The 16,645-nt window shown below is 65.6% G+C and carries 14 protein-coding genes; 13 read left to right on the plus strand and 1 reads right to left on the minus strand.

All coding sequences use genetic code 11. The annotated features are described in order from the left end of the window. Positions 1–76 precede the first annotated feature (76 nt). From E3T35_RS16280 to dapF, 10 genes are all read left to right on the plus strand, one after another. Positions 77–2,992 (plus strand): DNA translocase FtsK, encoded by a 2,916-nt coding sequence (locus E3T35_RS16280; RefSeq protein WP_134380092.1) that lies wholly within the window; start codon positions 77–79, stop codon positions 2,990–2,992. A 3-nt stretch (positions 2,993–2,995) separates the two neighbouring features. Next, positions 2,996–3,589 carry a CDP-diacylglycerol--glycerol-3-phosphate 3-phosphatidyltransferase gene (gene pgsA, locus E3T35_RS16285; RefSeq protein ID WP_134380094.1) on the plus strand — a complete coding sequence of 198 codons (594 nt, stop codon included), beginning with the start codon at positions 2,996–2,998 and terminating at the stop codon, positions 3,587–3,589. Further along, on the plus strand, positions 3,582–4,142 hold the full coding sequence (locus E3T35_RS16290) for a CinA family protein (protein ID WP_370449347.1): 561 nt from the start codon (positions 3,582–3,584) through the stop codon (positions 4,140–4,142). Before pgsA ends, E3T35_RS16290 begins: the two co-directional genes overlap by 8 nt. Before the next feature lie 144 nt (positions 4,143–4,286). Then, on the plus strand, positions 4,287–4,595 hold the full coding sequence (locus E3T35_RS16295) for a helix-turn-helix domain-containing protein (RefSeq protein ID WP_092341034.1): 309 nt from the start codon (positions 4,287–4,289) through the stop codon (positions 4,593–4,595). 96 nt (positions 4,596–4,691) lie between these two features. Further along, positions 4,692–4,916 (plus strand): DUF3046 domain-containing protein, encoded by a 225-nt coding sequence (locus E3T35_RS16300; protein WP_092341035.1) that lies wholly within the window; start codon positions 4,692–4,694, stop codon positions 4,914–4,916. Between the two features lie 321 nt (positions 4,917–5,237). Continuing rightward, positions 5,238–6,383 (plus strand): recombinase RecA, encoded by a 1,146-nt coding sequence (recA, locus tag E3T35_RS16305; protein ID WP_134380096.1) that lies wholly within the window; start codon positions 5,238–5,240, stop codon positions 6,381–6,383. A 58-nt stretch (positions 6,384–6,441) separates the two neighbouring features. Next, positions 6,442–7,194 (plus strand): regulatory protein RecX, encoded by a 753-nt coding sequence (locus tag E3T35_RS16310; protein WP_166789994.1) that lies wholly within the window; start codon positions 6,442–6,444, stop codon positions 7,192–7,194. Between the two features lie 74 nt (positions 7,195–7,268). Beyond that, on the plus strand, positions 7,269–8,873 hold the full coding sequence (gene miaB, locus E3T35_RS16315) for a tRNA (N6-isopentenyl adenosine(37)-C2)-methylthiotransferase MiaB (protein ID WP_134380100.1): 1,605 nt from the start codon (positions 7,269–7,271) through the stop codon (positions 8,871–8,873). Positions 8,874–8,878: 5 nt separating this feature from the next. After that, the gene (miaA, locus tag E3T35_RS16320; RefSeq protein ID WP_241988888.1) at positions 8,879–9,862 is read left to right on the plus strand and encodes a tRNA (adenosine(37)-N6)-dimethylallyltransferase MiaA; all 984 of its coding nucleotides are present in this window, start codon (positions 8,879–8,881) and stop codon (positions 9,860–9,862) included. A gap of 44 nt (positions 9,863–9,906) precedes the next feature. Further along, positions 9,907–10,788 carry a diaminopimelate epimerase gene (gene dapF, locus E3T35_RS16325; RefSeq protein ID WP_092341039.1) on the plus strand — a complete coding sequence of 294 codons (882 nt, stop codon included), beginning with the start codon at positions 9,907–9,909 and terminating at the stop codon, positions 10,786–10,788. Here dapF and E3T35_RS16330 read toward each other — a convergent pair. Beyond that, a complete protein-coding gene (locus tag E3T35_RS16330; RefSeq protein WP_092341040.1) occupies positions 10,785–11,393 on the minus strand; it encodes a class I SAM-dependent methyltransferase in 609 nt (202 codons plus the stop codon). The two genes, dapF and E3T35_RS16330, sit on opposite strands and share 4 nt — an antisense overlap. A 40-nt stretch (positions 11,394–11,433) precedes the next feature. Here E3T35_RS16330 and hflX point away from each other — a divergent pair, with 40 nt between their 5' ends. From hflX to metE, 3 genes are all read left to right on the plus strand, one after another. Beyond that, complete coding sequence (hflX, locus tag E3T35_RS16335; protein ID WP_134380102.1) at positions 11,434–13,026, plus strand: GTPase HflX; 1,593 nt, start codon at positions 11,434–11,436, stop codon at positions 13,024–13,026. Between the two features lie 221 nt (positions 13,027–13,247). After that, positions 13,248–14,213, plus strand: coding sequence for a methylenetetrahydrofolate reductase (locus E3T35_RS16340; RefSeq protein ID WP_092341042.1), 966 nt, complete (start codon positions 13,248–13,250; stop codon positions 14,211–14,213). Positions 14,214–14,300: 87 nt separating this feature from the next. Further along, positions 14,301–16,643: a 5-methyltetrahydropteroyltriglutamate--homocysteine S-methyltransferase gene (gene metE / locus E3T35_RS16345; RefSeq protein WP_134343656.1), complete on the plus strand. Its 2,343-nt coding sequence runs from the start codon at positions 14,301–14,303 to the stop codon at positions 16,641–16,643. The last annotated feature ends 2 nt before the right edge of the window (positions 16,644–16,645 follow it).

Raw genomic sequence — 16,645 nt, forward strand, 5'->3', positions numbered from 1 at the left:
GCGCAATACCCGCCTGTCGCGAGGGCCGTGGGCGTGGGGTCGGCCGAATGTCGGTGGTGCTTGGTAGCGTTATTTCATGGCTACGAGCACTAAGTCGACCGGGCGTGCCCGCACCCCGGCAGCGAAGGGCGCTCCGGCGCGCAAACCGAGGGCGACGAGCGCCGGCGGTACCACCGCGCAGAAGACCGTCAAATTCACCGCTGTCGACGTGAAGCCGAGCCTGGGTGCCCGCGCCTGGATGGGCCTGGCCCACCTCACGGGCGGCGCCGCCCGTGCCCTCGGCCCGGAAAAACTCTCCAAAGACGAACGCCGCGACGGTCTGCCGTTCTTTCTCGTGCTGCTCGCCATCTCCGGCGCCATCGTTGAGTGGTTCCTCATTAACAACCTCGTCGCCCAGCGGCTCGACGCCTACACCTTCGGTGGCCTGTTCGGCCGGGTTGCCTTCGCCCTGCCGGTCATTCTGCTGCTGTTCTCGGTCTGGCTGTTTCGCAAACCCAGTTCGGTGCACGATAACGGCCGCATCGGCATCGGACTCAGCCTTCTGCTGGTGACCATCTCCGGGCTCTGCCATATCTTCGGCGTGCAGCCGCAGCCGCAAAACGGCATGCCGGCCCTCGCGCTGGCCGGCGGGGTCATCGGGTGGATGATCGCCGCCCCGCTGATCATGCTCACCACGTCGATCGGTGCCACAATCGTCGTCATCCTGCTGTTGCTGCTGAGCCTGTTCATCATCACCAAGACCCCGCCGAACCGGGTCGGTCAGCGTTCCCGGGAGCTCTACGACTGGCTGTTCGGCGCCCAGCTGACGGCTGACGAAGAGCAAGCGGCCACGAAAGCGACCAAGAACGGCAAGCCGGGCAAGACCGCGCAGGTCGAGCTCGACGGCGTCAATGTTGTTTCAGGCGATGACGACGACTCCGAAGGCGCGCTGCCGTGGTGGCGGCGCAACAACAGCAAGCGCGAGGAAGACCCCGACTTCGGCAGCGCGCTGTCGACCGAGTCGAAGGCCGGCCCGGCTGAGCTGGCTCCTGACCCGCTCAGCGTGCTGCTTGGCGGCAATCAATCGCGCGGCGGCTTCGACAGCGCCATCGAATCGGAGGTCACCGACCACACCGCTCCGCCCGAACGCGACCACTACGGCACCGAGGTGCTCGAAGACCTGCGCAAGGCGGAGCTCGCCGTCAAACGATTCACCGGCGAAGTCGACCTCGGCACCGGTCCGTCCACCGGCCTGCACTCCGACGACCCGGCCGGGCACACCGAAGTACTACCCGGCTTCGACGACGTCTTCCCCGAACTCAGCCAGGCAGTGGATGCCTCTGGCGCGGCCCTTCCCCCTCTCGCCTCCACTGACCCCCACCCGGCCATTCCTTATCTCGTGCCCGCGGCATCCACTCTCACCGCCGGCCCGCCGGCCAAAGCGCGCTCGGCCGCCAACGACGACGTCGTGAAGTCGATCACCGAGGTGCTGCGCCAGTTCCAGGTCGATGCGAAGGTCACCGGATTCTCCCGTGGCCCAACGGTCACCCAGTACGAGATCGAACTCGGCCCGGGCGTCAAGGTGGAGCGGGTCACCGCGCTCAGCAAGAACCTCTCCTACGCGGTCGCCTCGAATGAGGTGCGCATCCTCTCGCCCATCCCCGGCAAGAGTGCCATCGGCATCGAGATCCCCAACACCGACCGTGAAATCGTTACCCTCGGCGACGTACTGCGGTCGAGCACCGCCACTAATGCCACCCACCCGATGACCATCGGTGTCGGCAAGGACGTCGGCGGCGGTTTCGTCATCGCCAACCTCGCAAAAATGCCCCACCTGCTCGTCGCCGGCTCCACCGGATCCGGCAAGTCCAGCTTCGTGAACTCCATGATCACCAGCCTGCTCATGCGCGCCAAGCCGAGCGACGTGCGCATGGTGCTGATCGACCCGAAGCGGGTCGAACTCGCCGCCTACGCCGGCGTGCCGCACCTCATCACGCCCATCATCACGAACCCGAAGAAAGCCGCTGAAGCGCTGCAGTGGGTCGTGAAAGAGATGGACATGCGTTACGACGACCTTGCGAGCTTCGGCTTTCGCCACATCGACGACTTCAACAAGGCCGTCGTCAATGGCGAGATCGTGCTGCCGGCCGGCAGCGAACGCAAACTCAAGCCCTACCCCTATCTGCTGGTCGTCGTCGACGAGCTGGCCGACCTCATGATGGTCGCCCCGCGCGACGTCGAGGACTCCATCGTGCGCATCACCCAGCTGGCCCGCGCCTCGGGAATTCACCTCGTGCTCGCCACCCAGCGGCCCAGCGTCGACGTCGTCACCGGTCTGATCAAGGCCAACGTGCCCTCACGCCTCGCCTTTGCTGTGACGAGCGTCACCGACTCCAGGGTCATCCTCGACCAGCCCGGCGCCGACAAGCTCATCGGGCAGGGCGACGCCCTGTTCCTGCCGATGGGTGCCTCCAAAGCCGTGCGCGTGCAGGGCGCCTGGGTCACTGAAGACGAGATCGAGAAGGTCGTCAAGCATGTCACCATGCAGGCCCGTCCCGACTATCGGCCCGACGTTTCCATGGTCGCCCCGCGCAAGGAAATCGACTCCGACATCGGCGACGACCTCGAGGTGCTGCTTGCAGCGGCGGAACTCGTCGTGTCCACCCAGTTCGGGTCCACGTCGATGCTTCAGCGCAAACTGCGTGTCGGCTTCGCCAAGGCCGGCCGCCTGATGGACCTGCTCGAATCCCGCGAGATCGTCGGCCCCTCCGAAGGCTCCAAGGCGCGCGACGTGCTCGTGAACGCGGAACAGCTGCCGAGTGTGCTCGCCCGCCTGCGCGGCTCCGACGACGAACAGCACGCCCTCAAGGCGCAGTCCGACGATTCGCGTGCTGCCTCCGCGCCCGACCCACGCTACGCCGATGACCCGGTCGAGAAAATGTCACAGGGGTATCCTGAGGTGGACGGCGCCTTGGACGACGAGGATGCCTGGAAACTAACCGGCAGGGACTGAACCATGGCATCACCACAAGCATCCGTCACCCGGCCCAGTAACTGGAACGTTCCCAACCTGATCACGGTCGTGCGCATCCTGCTCGCCCCCGTTTTCATCTGGATGCTGCTGGCCGCCGACGGCCCTCAGGATACCCTGCGCTGGGTCGCCGCCGTGCTGTTCATCATCGCCATCGCCACCGACGGCATCGACGGCATGATCGCCCGCCGCCACAACCTCGTCACGGACCTCGGCAAGATTCTCGACCCGATCGCCGACAAGATCCTCACCGGTGGCGCCCTGGTCTGCCTGTCTATTCTGGGGGAGTTGCCCTGGTGGGTGACCATCGTCATCCTGGTGCGAGAGATCGGCATCACGGTGTTCCGCTTCGTCATGCTGCGCGACCGGGTCATTCCGGCCAGTCGCGGCGGCAAGCTCAAGACCGTTGCCCAGTCCGTGTCGATCTCGCTCGCCCTGCTGCCGTTCAACCAGGTGTTCGGCGACTGGGTGGACTGGCTCAACACGGCCACCATGACCATCGCGCTCGTGCTCACCGTAGTCTCCGGCCTCGACTATCTGATCTCGGCCTGGCGCCTGCGAAAGCACGACGTTGTCTGACCCGGCCACGGTCACGGGTTCACTCCCCGTAACTCACCCGGCCCAGTCGGCTGGGCCAGCGGATGCGACGGCCGAGCTGATCGCCGAGCTCACCACCCATCACCTCACCATCGCCGTGGCCGAGTCGCTGACCGGCGGACTGCTCGTGGCTGAGCTCGTGCGCATTCCCGGGGCATCCGTTGTGGTGCGTGGGGGAGTCGTTGCCTACGACACTGCCCTGAAGCGCAGCCTGCTGCACGTCGACAGCAGTGTGCTGAACGTGCACGGCCCCGTCCACGCCGACGTCGCCAAGCAGATGGCCGGCGGGGTGCGCACCCTGCTCGCGGTGAACGGCGTACGCGCCGACATCGGTGTGTCGACGACCGGTGTCGCCGGGCCCGGGCCCGACGGGGGACACCCGGCTGGAACGGTGTTCATCGGTCTCTCCAAAGGCACTGGATCCTGGGCTGTTCCACTGCACCTCCATGGTGACCGGGGAGAGATTCGCGCCGAAACCGTGAGCCAAGCGATCGATGCTGTGCGTGCGCTGATAGCGCAGGGTGACGCGGAATAGTTCCTCTTACGGGCTGGTTACATCGAAGACATTCACAAGCAAAGCCCAGTGATTCTCGGTAGTGTCAACGAGTCGGATGAATGCAGTATTGTAAGCATCCAGCTTCGCATTCCGGTAGTTATTAGGCATAAGAAGGAGGTTCCGATGATTCTTGTTCGTCAGGAAATCGGCGATGTGCTCAGGGACTTCCGCCTGCAAAAGGGGCGTACCCTGCGTCAGGTCGCAAGCAAAGCCAGCGTCGCGCTCGGCTACCTCAGTGAGGTAGAACGAGGACAGAAAGAGGCCTCTTCGGAGATTCTCGCTTCTGTCGCCGATGCACTGGAAACCCCGATCTCGGTCATCATGCGCGAAGTTGGCGACCGTCTCGCCGTCATCGAGGGAATCGATCAGTTCCCCGACACGGTACCGGACGAGTTCGTCAACACGTTCGATGCCGATCTCATGGTGCGTTAGTCATCAACCGGTAGCGTTCCTAGCATTTTGAGTATCATCAACCACCGTCGACACAGAGTGTCGGCGGTGGTTGTCATTTCAGGTTGAAGGAGTGTCGTGCGACTCAGTGAATTTCGCACCGCGATGAAAGAAGAGTTCGGCGACGCCTACGGGCGCGTGCTCACCCGTGACCTCGTTCTCACCCCGCTCGATGGGCGTACCGCTGATCAGGCCCTCGCTGCTGGTGTTCCCGCCCGCGAGGTCTGGCTGGCGCTCTGCGCCGAAGTCGATGTGCCGCGCAGCCGCTGGCACGGTGCCGGCATTCCTGCTCCGCGCCAGTAGCGTCGTTCAGCCTCCTCGGGTTAGGCCGATATTTCGACACGCCGCAAAAACATTCCCGACAATGGTCGAATACCTGTTCGGCCTTGATAGGCTCCTCCACAGCAGACAATCTGACAGATTGCGCACCGTTTGATCGTGCTCCCGACCAGTGTCGGAGGTGCGGCGTACAGTCGAATTTGTCAGAGAAAGTCGGCAAATGCCTTGTCGAAACGTGCATCAGGGTCCGACCCTGCGCGGGCCGACAGCCTATAGGCGCCACCACGCACACCCGCAGCGCCGTTCACAACTGGCGACAGTGCAGAACCCAAGGAGATCACCACCATGGCATCACAAGCGAACCGCGAGAAAGCCCTCGAAACCGCCCTCGCGCAAATCGATCGTCAGTTCGGCAAGGGATCGGTCATGCGCCTCGGCAGCGACGAGCGCGCCCCCGTCGAGACCATTTCTACCGGGTCGGTTGCTCTCGACGTCGCACTCGGCATAGGCGGGTTGCCGCGTGGTCGCATCGTGGAGATCTACGGCCCGGAATCCTCGGGTAAGACCACACTCACCCTGCACGCCATCGCGAATGCGCAGAAGAACGGCGGCATCGCCGCCTTCATCGACGCCGAGCACGCCCTAGACCCGGAGTACGCCAAGAAGCTCGGCGTCGATATCGATGCCCTCCTCGTCTCCCAGCCCGATACCGGTGAGCAGGCCCTCGAAATCGCTGACATGCTCGTGCGAAGCGGGTCCATCGACCTCATCGTCGTCGACTCCGTTGCCGCCCTGGTTCCGCGCGCTGAGATCGAGGGCGAAATGGGTGACTCGCACGTCGGCCTGCAGGCCCGGCTCATGTCCCAGGCCCTGCGTAAGCTCACCGGTGGCCTCAGCCAGACCAACACCACCATGATCTTCATCAACCAGTTGCGCGAGAAGATCGGTGTGTTCTTCGGCAGCCCCGAGACCACCTCGGGCGGTAAAGCCCTCAAGTTCTACGCCTCGGTGCGCCTCGACATTCGCCGCATTGAAACTCTCAAAGACGGCACGGATGCCATCGGTAACCGCACCAGGGTCAAGGTCGTCAAGAACAAGATGGCGCCGCCCTTCAAGCAGGCCGAGTTCGACATCATGTATGGCATCGGCATCTCGCGTGAGGGCAGCCTGATCGACTTCGGTGTCGACCAGGGCATCGTCAAGAAGTCCGGCGCATGGTACACCTACGACGGCGACCAGCTCGGCCAGGGTAAAGAGAACTCGCGCAACTTCCTGATGAAGAACCCTGACATGGCCAACGAGATCGAGCGCAAGATTCTGATCAAGCTCGGTGTCGGTCCAGAGGGCATCGCGGCCAAAGCCGCCGAAAAGGCCGCTGCCGCAATCGCGCTGGAGGCCGAAACCAAGGCTAAGGCCGAAGCGGATGCGGCAGCCGTGCTGGCCGGCGGCCCTGTCGTCACCAAGGCGGCCCCCGCCCGCAAGATCGCCTAACCGGCCGCGCCACACCAAACATCAGTTCCGCAACGACAACAAAAGGCAGGTCACGCCAATGGTGCACTTCGAACCCCCGGACGATGCAGCAGAACGCGCCGACTCCGGTTTGGCTTCCGTGACCTACCTGCCCGGTGCGGCACCGGGCATGAAACGCCGCTCGCCGCTCGAACCCCGCCCGGCGGCGGCCGACAGGTTCGCCGCCGCGGCGGCTGCCGCTCGGGAGGCAGAGGCCGCCGCCGATAACGAGGCCGAGAGTATCGACAGCGACCAGGTCGACGACGAAGCCACCGCAGCAGACTTTGTCGCTGATGCGGCCGATCAGCGGGAGCGGGCCGAAAAGGTGCTGTTGCACCGGCTGCGCGGCCGCTCCCTCTCCACGGTCGAAGCCCTCCTGGTGCTGAACGCTACCGGGGTCGACTCCGGTGATGCCAGCGGGATCATCGAGAAATTCATTGAGCTGAACTACCTCGACGAAGCCAAGCTTGCCGACCAGATCATCCACAGCCACAACGTGCGCAAGGGCCTCGGCCGCACCGGCGTTGAAGCGGAGATGCGCAGGCGCAAACTCGACCCGGGCGTCATGATGGACAAGCTCGAAGAACTTCCCGACGACGAAGCCGAACGCGCCATCGACCTGGCCACCAAGCGCATCGGGCAGATGGAACGCTTCGACGACCAGACCATCGACCGTCGACTCACCGGCTTTCTCATGCGTAAGGGCTACAGCTCGGCAGCGGTACGACTCGCCGTCAAAGCAGCCATGGACAGCCGTGGTGGCGGCGGCGCCTCCCGCGTGCGTTTTCGTTGATGCTGGCCGCTGATGCAGGCGCGGGCCTGGCTCACGGCCCGCACACCGAATTGCTCGCGTAAACTATACCTACTATGAGTATCGTCGCCCCCGAACTAGCCCGCCGAACCGTGATCACACCCTCGGCAGCCGCGATCGACGAGTCGGGGCGCGCGCGCACCTACGAGGTTCGCACCTTCGGCTGCCAGATGAACGTGCACGACTCCGAACGGCTCAGCGGTTCGCTCGAGGCGGCCGGCTACGTCTCGGCCGATGGCGGCGAGGCCGACATCGTCGTGATCAACACCTGTGCCGTGCGTGAGAACGCCGACAACAAGCTCTATGGCAACCTCGGCTACCTCGCCTCGGTCAAGCGCAAGCACGCGGGCATGCAGATCGCCGTTGGCGGCTGCCTCGCTCAAAAAGACAAGACCACCATCCTCGAAAAGGCACCGTGGGTCGACGTCGTCTTCGGCACCCACAACATGGGCTCCCTGCCCAGCCTGCTTGAACGGGCCCGGCACAACGGTGAGGCTCAACTCGAAATTCTCGAATCCCTCGAGACCTTCCCATCGACCCTGCCCACCAAACGGGACTCCAGCTACAGCGGCTGGGTCTCGATCTCGGTCGGCTGCAACAACACCTGCACGTTCTGCATCGTGCCGGCCCTCCGCGGCAAGGAGAAAGACCGCCGCCCGGGCGAGATTCTCGCCGAGATCCAGGCCCTTGTCGATGACGGTGCCATCGAGGTCACCCTGCTCGGCCAGAACGTGAACTCCTACGGGGTCGAATTCGGCGACAAGCTCGCTTTCGGCAAGCTGTTGCGCGCGGCCGGCAAGATCGAGGGGCTGGAGCGCATCCGCTTCACCAGCCCGCACCCCGCCGCGTTCACCGACGACGTCATCGACGCCATGGCGGAAACGCCGGCCGTCATGCCGCAGCTGCACATGCCGCTGCAGTCGGGCTCCGACCGTATCCTCAAGTCGATGCGACGCTCCTACCGCGGTGCGAAGTTCCTCGGCATTCTCGACCGGGTGCGTGCCCAGATGCCGAGCGCGGCCATCAGCACCGACATCATCGTCGGTTTCCCCGGCGAAACCGAAGAGGACTTTCAGGAAACCCTGCGGCTTGTTGAACAGGCCCGGTTCGCGACGGCGTTCACTTTTCAGTACTCCATTCGCCCTGGCACTCCGGCCGCGACAATGCCTGACCAAGTTCCCAAGGCCGTCGTGCAGGACCGCTACGAGCGACTCGCGGCCCTGCAGGAGCGCATCTCCCTCGAAGAGAACCAGGCGATGATCGGCCGTGAGGTGGAACTGCTCGTCGCCAACGAGGGCCGCAAGGACAGCGATACCCACCGGATGAGTGGCCGGGCGCCCGACAGCCGCCTCGTGCACTTCGACGTGCCAGCCGGTTCACCCCGTCCCCGTCCCGGCGATATGGTCACTGTCGTCGTCACCCAGGCCGCACCGTTCCACCTCATCGCAGACTCCACCGACGGTGCGCCGCTCCGCATCCGAACGACTCGGGCCGGCGAGGCGTGGGACCGTATGGAAGCCGAATCCTGCGGAGTACCCGCTCATGGCGGCGCAACCGGTGGCCCCGGCCCCGTTTCGCTCGGTCTGCCGACGATCGGCCTGCGGCTCGAGGGTGGCTCTACCACCATCCCCATCTATAACGTGAACGACGACGAGCGCTAGGAGCCGTGTCGACAGTACCAGCGGTCACAGCCGACCCAGCGGCTCTGATCGCGATCGTCGGGTCGACCGGCACCGGCAAGTCGGAGCTGTCCCTCGACTTGGCCGAAAGGCTGATTCAGCGCGGACAGTCGGTTGAAATCGTCAACGCCGACGCCATGCAGCTCTACCGCGGCATGGACATCGGCACGGCGAAGCTCACCGTGCCCGAACGCCGCGGCATTCCGCACCACCTGCTCGACGTGCTGGACGTGACCGACGAGGCCACCGTCAGCAATTACCAAACGGATGCCCGCGCCGTCATCACCGAGATCCGCGCGCGCGGGGCTGTGCCCATCCTGGTGGGCGGCTCGGGCCTCTATGTCTCGTCGGTCGTGTTCGACTTTCAGTTTCCCGGCACCGATCCGATACTGCGCGCCCGGCTTGAAGCCGAACTCAGCATGAGCGGACCCGGCCTGATGTACACCCGGCTGCAGGCCGTCGACCCGCAGGCCGCCCTGCGGATCGGGCCGAGCAACGGTCGCCGACTGGTGCGGGCCCTGGAGATCGTCGAGCTCACTGGCGCCCCGCATCTGGCGGCCTTGCCCGAGGAACCGGTCTACTGGAAGCCCACCGTGCTGCTCGGCCTGCGTACGCCGCGCGAGCAGCTCACCCCGCGGCTAGATGCCCGGGTCGAGCGGATGTGGGCGGCCGGCATCGTCGACGAAGCCCGAGGGCTGCTTGCGGCCGGCATCGAAAATGGAGTGACGGCGAGCCGCGCGATCGGCTACGCGCAGGCACTCGGCCAGGTGTACGGCACGCGCAGCCAAGCTGAGGCCGTCGAAGCGACCCAGCAGCTGACCCGGCGTTATGCCCGCCGGCAGGTGAGCTGGTTTAAACGCTACGCGCACGCCCACTGGGTCGAATCCGATGCGGCAGACCGGGTCGATGACGCCCTCGCACACGTCGACCGGGGCAGTGCGCCCAGTGCCCTCCCGGCACGACCGCTCTGAGGTGCCCGGAAAGTCTCGCAGCGGCCGCCCCGTAAACTGGCAGCATGGGCATCACTCTGAACTTCACCAAGGGCCACGGCACGGGCAACGACTTCGTGCTGTTCGCTGATCCCGACGGAACTACGGAGCTGACGCCGGCGCAGATTCGTGCTGTGTGCGACCGCAAGTTCGGCGTCGGTGCGGACGGCATCATCCGTGCGGTTCGCAGCAAGAACCTGCCTGACGGCGCGGCCGCTCTCGCTGAAGACGACGCTGCCGAGTGGTTCATGGACTACTGGAACGCCGACGGGACCGTCTCGGAAATGTGCGGCAACGGCATCCGTGTGTATGCCAAATTCTTGATTGAGAACGACCTCGCCGAGCTGCTGCCCGGCGACACCCTGACCATCGGCACTCGCGGGGGCGTGCGGGACGTACAGCGCAACGCCTCCGGCTTTCAGGTGGACCTCGGCCGATGGAAGCTCGACGGCACCGAACCGCTCGTGCGCACCAAGAACCTGCCCGTGGCGCGGCCGGGACTCGGCATCAATGTTGGCAACCCGCACACGGTCGTCGCCCTCGCCGACGACGATGAACTCGACGCGGCCGACCTCACGTTCATTCCGCAACTCGATCCCGAGCCGGCCGACGGTGTGAACGTTGAATTCGTCGTGCCCAACGAACCGCTGGTCGTCAACGGCGTCGGGCGCTTCCGCATGCGCGTACACGAACGCGGCAGCGGGGAGACGCTGTCCTGCGGCACCGGAGCGGTCGCGGCCGCCCTCGCCACCCGGCACTGGGCCGGCAAATCGGCGCCGCACCAGTGGCGGGTCGAGGTTCCCGGTGGCGTGCTCGGAGTGCGCATGTTCCCCGCCGAGGACGGCGAGCACGTGTCGCTGTCCGGGCCGGCAGAGCTCGTCTTCGACGGGGTTCTGAACCTGGGCTAGTCGCGGTGCACTGCCAGCACACGGAAGCCCTTGCTGATGGCCTCACGCGTGGTTTCGAAGTTGTCGGGGAGTTCGGCGGCGAGCCAACGCTGGAGCGAATCCGACCCGAGGTTGCGTTGCACGACGAGCCAGGCATCCGCTTCTGATTCGAGGCGGGGTAACCAGGTCGTCATGAGCCCGTGCAGTTCGTCCTTGCCGACGCGAATGGGCGGGTTCGACCAGATGGTGCGAAAGCTGATGTCGGTGGGCACATCGGCGGCGAGCACGGCGTTGATGTTGGTCAGGCCGAGCGCGGCGGCGTTCGTGCGCACGAGATCGAGGGCACGCTCGTTGACGTCGACGGCCCAGATGGTGGCGTTGGGGGAGGCCATGGCGAGGTGCAGGGCGATCGGGCCCCAGCCGCAGCCAAGGTCGAGAAAGTGACCGGTGAGCGGCGGCTCAGGCGCGTACTTGAGCAAAACCTCGGTGCCACCGTCGATGTGGGCGGGGCTGAAGACCGAATTGGCGGTCGTCAAGAGCCGATCCTGGCCGTGCAGTTGCACGGTGATCTGGCGGGTTTTCAGTACGGTGCCGGGCGCCGGAGAAAAATAGTGGTCGGACGACATAAGAGGAACCTTTCAACTTCGTTGAACTAAGGTTAATGGGATGAATGATCCAACGGCGCCCTCGGGCAACGACGCGGTAGAAAACACCGCGGTAGTAAACACAGGCGCAGACGCCGCAGACGCTGACGATGTCGTAGCGCGCGTGTTGGCCAGCGCCGACAGCAAAGCTGCCGGCTACTCCCTGTTCCGCAGCGGGGCAGCCCAGGCCCTGCAAACTCACGCATCCGGCGAGTATGACGGTAGCGAGCACGACGGCGACCAGTCCGAACGTGCTGACCGCAACGCCCTGCGGCGAGTCGGCGGGCTTTCGACCGAGCTGGAAGATGTCACCGAGGTTGAGTACCGCCAACTGCGGCTCGAAAACGTCGTTCTCGTGGGTGTCTACACGCACGGCACGGTCGATGACGCCGAGAACTCCATGCGCGAACTGGCCGCCCTCGCCGAAACCGCCGGGGCAACCGTACTCGACGGTCTGCTGCAGCGCCGGGCCACCCCCGACCCGAGCACCTACCTCGGCAAGGGCAAGGCCCAGGAAGTTGCCGACATCGTGAAGGCGCTCGGCGCCGACACCGTCATCGCCGACACCGAACTCGCGCCCAGCCAGCGCCGTGCCCTCGAAGACGTGGTCAAGGTGAAGGTCATCGACCGCACCGCCGTGATCCTCGACATTTTCAGCCAGCACGCCAAGAGCCGAGAGGGCAAGGCGCAGGTCGAACTCGCCCAGATGGCCTACATGCTCCCGCGCCTGCGTGGCTGGGGCGACTCGATGTCTCGCCAGGCCGGTGGCCAGGTCGGTGGCACCGGTGCCGGCATGGGCTCCCGTGGCCCCGGTGAGACCAAGATCGAACTCGACCGACGCCGCATTCACACCCGGATGTCCAAACTGCGTAAGCAGATGGTCGAGATGAAGCCGGCCCGCGAGGCCAAACGCGCCAACCGCAAGCGCAATGCCGTTCCCTCGGTCGCCATCGTCGGCTACACCAACGCCGGCAAGTCCAGCCTGCTCAACCGCATCACCAAGGCCGGAGTGCTGGTCGAGAATTCCCTGTTCGCGACCCTCGACGCCACCGTGCGCAAGTCGACGACCGCCGACGGGCGTCTGTACACCCTCACCGACACGGTCGGTTTCGTGCGCAACCTGCCGCACCAGCTGGTCGAAGCCTTTCGCTCAACCCTGGAAGAAGTCGCCGACGCCGACGTCATCGTGCACGTCGTCGACGGGTCCCACCCCGACCCCGTGGCCCAGCTCGCCACCGTGCGCGACGTCATCTCCGAGGTCGGCGCCCGCGATATTCCCCAACTGGTCGTCTTCAACAAGAGCGACCTGATCAGCGATGACGACCGGCTGGTACTGCGCGGCCTGGAGCCCAAGGCAACGTTCGTGTCGGCCCGCACCGGTGAGGGCATCGACACCGTGCTCGCTGCCGTTGCGCTGCTGCTGCCGACACCGCAGATCGAACTCGACCTGCTCATTCCCTATGATCGCGGCGACCTCATCGCCGTTCTGCACGACGTGGGCCGCATCGAGACGACCGAGTACATCGAGACCGGCACCCACGTCACCGCGTTCGTCACTCCCGAGATCGAGCCGCAGTTCGCCCCCTTCGTCATTCTGCCCGCGCTCTCCGTCTGATTGCCACCGCCCGTCGGCGCACCAATGACACGAACTGTCACATTGGTGCGACCCGGCGCTGGTGTTGTTAGTGTCTAATCAATCGTTGCCGACGGAATCCATTCCCCGGCATGGAGCGACAGCCGAGCCCGGCACCCGCCCGCGAAAACCCACCAGTGTTCTGGTGTGTCCGCGGCCGCCCGGCCATCACCCGCTGTACCGCTTCTGCCGAATGAGGAACCATGACCGCCCCAACGCCCAACGCGTGTGACGCCCGCCCGGCGTTCTCGTTCGAGGTGTACCCGCCGAAATCGGTGGCCGCAGCATCCGCTCTCACCCGCACCATCGATCACCTTGCCGCCGCCGGCCCCGAGTTCATCTCGGTCACCTACGGCGCCAACGGTTCGTCGCGCAATTCCTCGCTCGACGTGCTGCGCTACATCAAAGACCACACTTCAGTGGATGCCATGGCTCACCTCACCTGCGTCGGCTCCTCGCACACAGAAGCCAGCCGCCTCATTCGCGAGTTTCTCGACGCCGGCATCCGCAGCTTTCTGGCCATTCGCGGCGACGCGCCGCAGGGCGCGGATGAGGGCGACACCACCTTTCTCGGCGACCTGCACAGCGCGGGGGAGCTGGTACAGCTCATCCATCGAGTGCAGATCGAACGGGTGCCGTACATCGAGACGGTGATTCCGGGCCTGCCCGGTGCCCGCGGGGTGAAAACGGAACGCAGCAAGGTGCGCATCGGCGTTGCGGCCTTCCCCAACGGCCACCCGAACTCGCGGTCGGTCACCCAAGACATCGACACCCTGCTGGCCAAGCAGGCCGCCGGAGCCAACCTGGCGATCACCCAGCTGTTCTTCCACGCCGACGACTACCTGAGCTTCATCCAGCGGGCTCGCTCCGCCGGAGTGCTCTTACCGATCCTTCCCGGCATCATGCCGGTGACCAGCCCGAACCGGTTGCGCCGTATTCTGCAGCTCTCCGGTGAGAAGCTGCCCGCCGAACTGTCCATCCAGCTCGAGGTCGAACCGACCGACGAAGGCCAGCGCCAGATCGGCATCGACTACGCCGTACGCCTCGGCCAGGACGTACTCGCGGGCGGCGCCCCCGGGCTTCACCTCTACGCCTTCAACCAGCACGACACCGTGCTGAAGGTTCTCGAAGGGTGTGGGGCACTGCCAGTGCCCGCTGCCATGCCCTAGGCCGCACGCCGCTCAGGCGCGAGGCCCACCCACCACGTTCGTTCCTCCGACCGTTCCAGCCATCATCGCTCCAGTGAAGGAATCACCATGCCCATTTCGCCAGTTTCCAGCACCTTTCCCACCGGCACCATCCTCGGCTACCCACGCATCGGCCGACGGCGCGAACTGAAGAAAGCCGTCGAAGCGTTCTGGTCGGGGACGATCGACGCGCCGGCCCTGGAGGCCGTCGCCGCTGGGCTGCGGCAGCAGACCCGCGATCGGCTCGCCAGTCTCGGGCTGGGCCGCACCGACTCGTCGATCCCCGAGTCGTTCTCCTACTACGACCAGGTGCTCGACACCATCGTTGCCGTCGGCGCGATTCCCGCCCGGTTCGCCTCGCTCGTCGCCGCTGACGGCACCCTCGATCTGGCCGGATACTTTACGCTCGCCCGTGGCGCGGGCGAAAACCTGCCCCTCGAGATGACCAAGTGGTTCGACTCCAACTACCACTACCTCGTGCCCGAGATCGGGCCGGAGACCGCGTTCTCGCTTGCCGGCGACCGGATCGTACGTGAATTCATCGAGGCCAAAGCGGCCGGGTTCCTCACCCGTCCGGTGCTCGTCGGCCCGGTCACTTTCCTGCTGCTCAGCAAGGCCAGTGACGAAGCCCCGGCTGGCTTTTCGCCCCTGTCGCGGCTGGACGATCTCCTTCCCGTGTATGCGGCGCTCCTGGCGCGGTTAGCGAATGCCGGAGCCGACTGGGTGCAGCTCGATGAGCCGGGCCTGGTCAGTGAATCCATCGACGTACCGCGCGCGGAGACGCTGGCGGCCGTCGCATCCGCTTATGGAGTGCTTGGTCGACTGACCGGCCGGCCCGCCCTGTTTGTTGCCGCGCCCTACGGCAGCCTCGACGACGCCCTGCCGGTACTTGCGGCCACCGCCGTCGAGGCGATCGGGCTGGACCTGGTGCGGGGCACCCTGCCCCGGGCCGTCCCCGGACTGGCCGACAAGACCCTCGTCGCCGGCGTCGTCGACGGGCACAACATCTGGCGCGGCGATCTGACCGGTGCCTTCGAGGCCGCCGAGAGCGTGCGTGCCCTCTCCGACTCGGTCACCGTGTCCACTTCGACGTCACTGCTGCACGTGCCGCACGATGTTGCCGACGAGACATCGCTGCCGGGCTCACTGACCAGATGGCTGGCCTTCGCCGACCAAAAGGTCGGTCAGGTCGCCACCCTCGCGCTCGGACTCACCGCCGGACGTGAGGCCATCGCGGCGCCGCTGGCCGAGGCCGAGGCGGCCCTGGCGGCCAGGCGCAGCGCCCCCGGCGTGCGTGACGGAGCCGTGCGCGGCCGTGCCGCCGCGCTGAGGGAAGCCGACTTCACTCGTGGCGACTACGCCGATCGACTCCTCGCCCAGGAGGCGGCGCTGCACCTTCCGCCACTGCCGACGACCACGATCGGATCCTTCCCACAGACCGCCGACATTCGCCGAGCACGCGCACAGTTCCTCAAGGGAACCCTGGCAGCGGATGCCTACCGCGAGCTGATGCGCGCCGAGATCGGCCGCGTTGTGCAGTTGCAAGAGGAGATCGGCCTTGACGTGCTCGTGCACGGCGAACCCGAACGCAACGACATGGTGCAGTACTTCGCCGAGAACCTCGACGGATTCGCCGTGACCGAGAACGGCTGGGTGCAGTCTTACGGCAGTCGCTGCACCCGGCCGTCCATTCTGTGGGGCGACGTGTCGCGCCCGACACCGATCACCGTGGACTGGTCGGTCTACACGCAGAGCCTCACCACCAAGCCGGTCAAGGGCATGCTCACCGGCCCCGTGACAATTCTGGCCTGGTCCTTCGTGCGCGACGACCAGCCATTGGGCGAGACCGCCCGCCAGGTGGCTCTGGCCCTGCGCGATGAAATCTCCGACCTCGAGGCTGCGGGCATCAAGATCGTTCAGGTGGACGAGCCGGCCCTGCGCGAGTTGCTGCCGCTGAAGAAGAGGGATCAGGCCGACTACCTGGACTGGTCGGTCGGGTCTTTCCGGCTCGCCACGGCCGGGGTCGCGGATGCGACCCAGATCCACACCCACCTCTGCTACTCAGAATTCGGTGTTGTCATCGAAGCCATTCGCAACCTCGACGCCGACGTCACGAGCATCGAAGCGGCCCGGTCGCGCATGGAAGTTGTGCGGGAAATCGAGGCGGGCGGCTTCGACCACGGCATCGGCGCCGGCATCTACGACATCCACTCGCCGCGCGTACCGAGTGTGGACGAGTTGACCATCCTGCTCGACACCGCCCTGGAATCCATTCCCGAACGCCAGGTGTGGGTGAATCCGGACTGCGGACTGAAAACGCGTGGCTACGACGAGACCGTGCAGTCGCTGCACAACATGCTCGCCGCGACGCGGGTGGTGCGTGAACGCCTCGGTGCCACCGTCGGCGTTTAGCG

It is taken from the genome of Cryobacterium sp. TMT1-2-2 (assembly GCF_004403505.1).
Lineage (GTDB): Bacteria > Actinomycetota > Actinomycetes > Actinomycetales > Microbacteriaceae > Cryobacterium > Cryobacterium flavum.